Below are 6,009 nucleotides of genomic sequence, written 5' to 3' on the forward strand. Positions count from 1 at the left end.
GATCTTTTGATTTTGTTTTTTAAGATCAAAAGATCGCAGCCTGCGGCAGCTCCTACAGGGATTAGGTCGGAGAAAATTACATCCAGCCACACTCCGCCATCGACAACGGCTCACCATCGCCGATGATGAAGTGATCGAGCACCCGAACATCAATCAGCTCCAGCGCCTTTTGCAAGCGTTTGGTCAGCAGCCGATCTGCCTGGCTGGGATCGGTGCTACCCGACGGGTGGTTGTGGCACAGGATCACCGCCGCTGCGTTGTTGGCCAACGATCGCTTCACCACCTCACGGGGATGCACACTGGTGTTGTCGATCGAACCGCGAAACAGCGCCTCGAAATTCAGTACCTGATGCTTTGAATCGAGGAACAGACAGCCGAACACCTCATGGGGCTCATGTCGAAGCATCGCCTTGAGGTAATCGCGCACGACCTGCGGATTCTCCAGCGCCGGCTTCTTGCGCATGCGTTCGGCCAGATGCCGCCGCGCCATTTCCAGCACCGCCTGCAGTTGGGCATATTTTGCCGGACCGAGGCCCAATTGTTCGCTGAACGCCGTCAGATCAGCTTCGAGCAAAACCCGCAGGCTGCCGAACTGGTTCAACAGATGTCGCGCCAGATCCACCGCGCTTTTTCCGGAGACCCCGGTGCGTAGAAAAATCGCCAGCAATTCGGCATCGGAAAGGCTTCCCGAGCCCTGTTCCAGTAGCTTCTCCCGCGGGCGTTCCGCCGCAGGCCAATCACGAATACTCATAGCACTTCCCTGTCTGTGGGCGCCGCTGTTCCGTAGCGGTCGCTGTGATATCTTAGCCCATCTTTTTTGCGGGCGAACTCACTCTGGGGAGGGGGGGTCGCCACGTATGTCACCCACGAAATGAAAGGCAGACCTATGCAGCGGCTGTATCGGAAACGCATCGTTCTGGGCGTCGGCGGGGGCATCGCGGCCTACAAGAGCGCCGATCTGGTTCGTCGCCTGATCGATCAGGGCGCTGAAGTGCGCGTGGTCATGACCCATGGCGGCGCCGAATTCATCACCCCGCTGACCATGCAGGCCTTGTCCGGCCACCCGGTGCACCTCGATTTGCTCGACCCGGCCGCCGAAGCCGCGATGGGCCACATCGAGCTGGCCAAGTGGGCCGATCTGGTGCTGATTGCCCCCGCCACCGCCGACCTGCTCGCACGTCTGGCGCAAGGCATTGCCAATGATTTGCTGACCACCCTGGTGCTGGCCACCGACGCCGTCGTGGCTGTCGCTCCGGCAATGAATCAGGCGATGTGGCGCGACCCGGCGACCCAGGCCAACCTGCAACTTCTGGAAAGCCGTGGCCTGAAAACCTTCGGCCCGGCCTCGGGCAGTCAGGCCTGCGGCGATGTCGGCATGGGCCGCATGATGGAAGCCACCGATCTGGCGCAATGCGCAGCGGACTGCTTCCAGCGTCAGGCACTGACCGGCAAGCACGTGGTCATTACCGCCGGCCCGACCCAGGAAAATATTGACCCGGTGCGCTACATCACCAACCACAGCTCCGGAAAAATGGGCTTTGCCCTCGCTGAAGCGGCCGTGGAAGCCGGCGCCCGTGTGACGCTGATCAGCGGGCCGGTACACCTGCCGACCCCGGATCGTGTCACGCGTATCGACGTGGTCAGCGCCCGCGACATGCTCGCGGCTTGCGAATCAGCGATCCCGTGCGACGTGTTCATCGCTTCGGCGGCGGTCGCGGATTACCGCCCGGAAGTCGTTGCCCCGCAGAAATTGAAGAAGGATCCTACGAGCGGCGACGGCTTCGTCCTGCAAATGGTGCGCAATCCAGACATTCTGGCCACCATCGCGACCCGTCCCGACCGTCCGTTCAGTGTCGGCTTTGCCGCCGAGACCGAACACCTGCTCGACTACGCTGCACGCAAGCTGAAGGACAAGAATCTCGATTTGATCGTCGCCAACGACGTTGCCAACCCGAGCATCGGTTTCAACAGCGAAGAAAACGCCTGCAGCGTGATTGACCGTGCGCTGCACGCCACGGTTTTCGCCCAGACCAGCAAGAGCAAGATCGCTCGCCAACTGGTCACTTTTATCGCCGAACGTCTGAACCAGGTTTAATTTACATGCACGCTTTGCAAGCCAAGATCCTCGACCCACGCATCGGCACCGAATTCCCGCTGCCGCAATACGCCACGCCAGGCTCCGCCGGCCTCGACCTGCGCGCCATGCTGGAACAGGACATCGTGATCAAACCGGGTGAAACCGTACTGATTCCGACCGGTCTGTCGGTTTACATCGGCGACCCGAACCTCGCCGCGCTGATCCTGCCGCGCTCGGGCATGGGCCATAAGCACGGCATCGTGCTGGGCAACCTCGTCGGCCTGATCGACTCCGACTACCAGGGCCCGCTGATGGTGTCGTGCTGGAACCGCGGCCAGAGCGATTTCACCATGACCGTCGGCGAACGTCTGGCGCAACTGGTGCTGGTACCGGTGGTGCAGGCGCATTTCGAAATGGTCGAAGAGTTCGTCGAAACCGAACGCGGCACCGGCGGGTTTGGCCATACCGGCACCAAATAACCCATGCAGGAGCTGCCGCAGGCTGCGATCTTTTGATCTTGATTCTTCAAAAACAAAATCAAAAGATCGCAGCCTTCTGCAGCTCCTACAGGGGAAAATTTCAGGCAGATCAGCTGATAGGTTTAACACCGTAAATCAAGGTTTTGCCGGCCGAAAGCCACGCCAGCCGAGGCGTCATGGCCCTTTCACACCACGAACTCTCTGTGGAAATCGCCGTCATACCCTTCAGTTTGAGCCTGCCGTCGAACGATTCGTCGGTCTGTCCCGCCACTTTCGAGATGGAGCATTTCCGTAGATGAGCACCCCAGCCAAGATCGCCCCGAAGCTGCCCGACAGCATTTTCCGCGCCTATGACATTCGCGGCACCGTGCCGGAATTCCTCAATGCCGAAACCGCTTACTGGATTGGCCGCGCCATCGGTTCGCAGAGCCTGGCGCAAGGCGAGCCGAATGTGTCCGTCGGTCGCGACGGCCGCTTGTCCGGCCCGGAGCTGGTTGCCGAGCTGATCCGCGGTATCGCCGAAAGCGGCTGCCACGTCAGCGACGTTGGCCTGGTGCCGACGCCGGCGCTGTACTACGCCGCCAACGTGCTGGCCGGTAAATCCGGGGTGATGCTCACCGGTAGCCACAACCCGTCGAACTACAACGGTTTCAAGATCGTCATCGCCGGCGACACCCTCGCCAACGAACAGATCCAGGCCCTGCATGAACGCCTCAAGACCAACAATTTGAGCAGCGGCACGGGCAGCGTCACTCAGGTCGAAATCCTCGACCGCTACAACACCGAAATTGTCCAGGACATCAAACTGGCCCGGCGCATGAAGGTCGTGGTCGACTGCGGCAATGGCGCGGCCGGCGTGATCGCCCCGCAACTGATCGAAGCGCTGAACTGCGAAGTGATCCCGCTGTTCTGCGAGGTCGATGGCAACTTCCCCAACCATCACCCGGATCCGGGCAAGCCTGAGAACCTTGTCGACCTGATCGCCAAGGTCAAGGAAACCAACGCCGATATCGGCCTGGCCTTCGACGGCGACGGCGACCGCGTCGGCGTGGTGACCAACACCGGCGGCATCGTCTACCCGGATCGCCTGCTGATGCTGTTCGCCCGTGACGTGGTCGCGCGCAACCCGGACGCGGAAATCATCTTCGACGTCAAATGCACCCGTCGTCTGGTGCCGTTGATCAAGGAATACGGCGGTCGCCCGCTAATGTGGAAGACCGGCCATTCGTTGATCAAAAAGAAAATGAAACAATCCGGTGCGCTATTGGCCGGTGAAATGAGCGGGCACATTTTCTTCAAGGAGCGCTGGTTCGGTTTCGACGACGGCATCTACAGCGCCGCACGGCTGCTGGAGATCCTCAGCAAGGAAAAATCCACTGCGGAAGAGCTGTTTGCGACCTTCCCGAACGATATTTCTACGCCGGAAATCAATATCCATGTGACCGAAGAGAGCAAATTCAGCATCATTGATGCTCTGCACGACGCACAGTGGGGCGCAGGCGCTGACCTGACCACCATCGACGGCGTGCGAGTTGATTACGCCAAAGGCTGGGGCCTGGTGCGCGCATCCAACACCACACCGGTGCTGGTGCTGCGTTTCGAGGCCGATGACGAGGCTGAATTACAGCGCATCAAGGACGTGTTCCACGCCCAATTGAAACGCGTTGCACCTGATCTCCAACTACCGTTCTGATCCACCCGGAGCCCTGAATGACCCTCGAACGCGAAGCCGCCGCCCATACCGCCCAGGTCCTGTCCGAAGCGTTGCCTTACATCCGACGCTATGTCGGCAAGACTCTGGTGATCAAATACGGCGGCAACGCGATGGAAAGCGAGGAGCTGAAAACCGGCTTTGCCCGCGACATCGTCTTGATGAAAGCCGTGGGCATCAACCCGGTAGTCGTGCACGGTGGCGGCCCGCAGATCGGTGATCTGCTCAAGCGCCTGTCGATCGAGAGCCACTTCGTCGACGGCATGCGCGTCACCGACGCGGCGACCATGGACGTGGTCGAAATGGTCTTGGGCGGTCAGGTCAACAAAAGCATCGTCAACCTGATCAACCGTCACGGCGGCAGCGCCATTGGCCTGACCGGTAAAGACGCCGGGCTGATCCGTGCGAAGAAGCTCACCGTGACCCGCCAGACGCCGGAGATGACTCAACCGGAAATCATCGACATCGGTCAGGTCGGCGAAGTGGTCGGGATCAATACCGAACTGCTGAACCTGCTGGTCAAAGGCAACTTCATCCCGGTAATTGCGCCGATCGGCGTCGGTGAAAATGGCGAGTCGTACAACATCAACGCTGACCTGGTCGCCGGTAAAGTCGCCGAAGCGCTGAAAGCCGAGAAGCTGATGCTGCTGACCAACATCGCCGGTTTGATGGACAAGTCGGGCACCGTATTGACCGGCCTGAGCACCCAACAGGTCGACGATCTGATTGCCGATGGCACCATCTACGGCGGCATGCTGCCAAAGATCCGTTGCGCGCTGGAAGCAGTTCAGGGCGGCGTTGGCAGCTCGTTGATCATCGACGGCCGTGTACCGAATGCGATCCTGCTGGAAATCTTCACCGACACCGGTGTGGGCACGCTGATCAGCAACCGCAAGCGTCCTTAAGCCGTAGCGCAAATAAAAAGACCCCGCTCAGCCTGACTGAGCGGGGTCTTTTTTTGCCTGCAACCTCAGAGTTCTGAACCTCTCCTGTGTAGGAGCTGCCGAAGGCTGCGATCTTTTGATCTTGCTCGCAAATGCCAAAATCAAAAGATCGCAGCCTTCGGCAGCTCCTACAGAGAAGTTGTGTCAGACGCCGAACTGCGCGCGATAGGCTTCCACGGCTGGCAAGTGTTGCTTGAGCTGTGGATCGTCAGCGAGGAATTCCAGCACCTGGTTCAGCGAAACAATGCTGATCACCGGGATACCGAAATCGCGCTCGACTTCCTGAATGGCCGACAACTCGCCGTTGCCACGCTCCTGACGGTTCAACGCAATCAGCACGCCCGCAGCCTTGGCACCGTCCTGGGAAGCGATGATCTGCATCACTTCGCGGATTGCCGTACCGGCCGTGATCACGTCATCAATGATCAGCACATCGCCAGTCAGCGGCGCGCCTACCAGGCTACCGCCTTCGCCGTGGGCCTTGGCTTCCTTGCGGTTAAAGCACCATGGCAGGTCACGGTCGTGATGCTCGGCCAGCGCCACGGCTGTGGTCGCCGCCAATGGAATGCCTTTGTAGGCCGGGCCAAACAGAACGTCGAAGGGAATGCCGCTTTCGGCGATGGCTGCCGCGTAGAAACGCCCCAGCTGCGCCAGGGCCGAACCCGAGTTGAACAGGCCGGCATTGAAGAAGTAAGGACTGGTGCGCCCGGACTTCAGGGTGAACTCACCGAAGCGCAAAACGCCGCGATCGATGGCAAAACGAATAAAATCGCGCTGATACGCTTGCATGAAAAAAAC

5 protein-coding genes and 1 pseudogene are annotated in these 6,009 nt (G+C 59.9%); 4 read left to right on the plus strand and 2 right to left on the minus strand.

Annotated elements, in window-relative coordinates; genetic code table 11:
* Positions 1-76: 76 nt before the first annotated feature.
* Positions 77-751 (minus strand): DNA repair protein RadC, encoded by a 675-nt coding sequence (gene radC / locus ACIF4X_RS24940; protein WP_397484129.1) that lies wholly within the window; start codon positions 749-751, stop codon positions 77-79.
* A gap of 135 nt (positions 752-886) precedes the next feature.
* Between radC and coaBC the strand changes: the two genes are divergently transcribed.
* From coaBC to argB, 4 genes and pseudogenes are all read left to right on the plus strand, one after another.
* On the plus strand, positions 887-2,095 hold the full coding sequence (gene coaBC, locus ACIF4X_RS24945; protein WP_095119812.1) for a bifunctional phosphopantothenoylcysteine decarboxylase/phosphopantothenate--cysteine ligase CoaBC: 1,209 nt from the start codon (positions 887-889) through the stop codon (positions 2,093-2,095).
* A 5-nt stretch (positions 2,096-2,100) separates the two neighbouring features.
* Positions 2,101-2,556 (plus strand): dUTP diphosphatase, encoded by a 456-nt coding sequence (dut, locus tag ACIF4X_RS24950; RefSeq protein ID WP_016772550.1) that lies wholly within the window; start codon positions 2,101-2,103, stop codon positions 2,554-2,556.
* Between the two features lie 316 nt (positions 2,557-2,872).
* A pseudogene (locus ACIF4X_RS24955) lies at positions 2,873-4,249 on the plus strand (phosphomannomutase/phosphoglucomutase); the annotation flags it as partial.
* Between the two features lie 17 nt (positions 4,250-4,266).
* Complete coding sequence (gene argB / locus ACIF4X_RS24960) at positions 4,267-5,172, plus strand: acetylglutamate kinase (RefSeq protein ID WP_003229488.1); 906 nt, start codon at positions 4,267-4,269, stop codon at positions 5,170-5,172.
* Positions 5,173-5,355: 183 nt separating this feature from the next.
* Here argB and pyrE read toward each other — a convergent pair whose 3' ends face one another.
* Positions 5,356-6,000 (minus strand): orotate phosphoribosyltransferase, encoded by a 645-nt coding sequence (pyrE, locus tag ACIF4X_RS24965; RefSeq protein WP_008078597.1) that lies wholly within the window; start codon positions 5,998-6,000, stop codon positions 5,356-5,358.
* Positions 6,001-6,009: the final 9 nt, after the last annotated feature.

The organism is Pseudomonas sp. NPDC085632, from assembly GCF_044541255.1.
Lineage (GTDB): Bacteria > Pseudomonadota > Gammaproteobacteria > Pseudomonadales > Pseudomonadaceae > Aquipseudomonas.